Origin of the sequence: Luteimonas aquatica, from assembly GCF_022662575.1 — a bacterium.
GTDB classification, from domain to species: domain Bacteria; phylum Pseudomonadota; class Gammaproteobacteria; order Xanthomonadales; family Xanthomonadaceae; genus Luteimonas; species Luteimonas aquatica.
The window spans coordinates 1-1061 of the sequence record NZ_JALBFU010000037.1; the positions used below are offsets into that span (position 1 = coordinate 1).

1 protein-coding gene is annotated in these 1061 nt (G+C 71.2%); it reads right to left on the reverse strand.

All coding sequences use genetic code 11. The features are described 5' to 3' along the window. A partial coding sequence (locus MD221_RS17400; RefSeq protein ID WP_242113423.1) for a hypothetical protein occupies window positions 1-818 on the reverse strand: 818 nt, incomplete at its 3' end. Between the last annotated feature and the right edge of the window lie 243 nt (window positions 819-1061).

Consider the following 1061-nt stretch of genomic DNA (forward strand, 5'->3'; position numbering starts at 1 on the left):
GGCCGGCCCAGCGCGTCGTAGGTCGTGGTCGTCCACAGCCGCGCGCTGTTGCCGCTGGCGCACATGTCGGCACTCACCGACGGCCCGCCGCCGACCACGCCCGAGACCAGGAACGGGTTCGAACTCGCCTGCGGTTTGCCGGTGGCCTCGTAGGCGGTGCAGGTCACCGCCAGGTCCTTGTTCGGCACCCCGGCGTTGAAGGTCTCCACCGCCTTCATCACCGGGCGGCCGAGCACGTCGAAGTAGGTCCACTGCCCCGGCGACTCGGTGGTCAGCACCTGCTCGCGGAACTTCGCCCCGGCCGGACAGGCGACCTCCCCGCACAGCCGGTAGGTGGTCAGGGTGCTCGTGCCGTTGGTCGTGTCCCCGACCGCCGTCTGCTTCCAGACCTGGTACGGGCGTCCCAGCTGGCCGTACTGCGCCCGCGCCACCGCCCCGACCGCGTCCGTGGCCTCGGTGACGTTGCCGAACAGGTCGCGGCCGTTGACCGTCTGCGTGAGCTTCTCCACCGAGCCGTTGCCGCTGCCGCCGTTCCAGAACGTCTCGGTGGTGCTCACCGGATAGCGGCCCAGGCCGTCGTAGGCGGTGCGGCTGTAGCGCACCACCGTGGTGATGTCGGCCGGGTGGAACTGCATCGCCGAGGCCGCGCAGGCCGTGGTCGTGGCCGGGTTGGCACAGGTGGCCACCGAGGTCTTGTTGCCGTAGGCGTCCAGGCCGTAGACCTTCAGCGACTCCTGGTCCGCGCCGGCCTCGGCGCCTGCGCGTTCCTGGGTCAGGAGGCCAGTGGTCGGGGCATAGCTGAAGCCGCTCTTGCGCACGACNCCGCGCAGGCCGTGGTCGTGGCCGGGTTGGCGCAGGTGGCCACCGAGGTCTTGTTGCCGTAGGCGTCCAGGCCGTAGACCTTCAGCGACTCCTGGTCCGCGCCGGCCTCGGCGCCTGCGCGTTCCTGGGTCAGGAGGCCAGTGGTCGGGGCATAGCTGAAGCCGCTCTTGCGCACGACGTTCGCGCGCCCGCCACGCTGGTGAGTGACCGTGCTTGCCGTCAGCCGGCCCAGCAGCCAG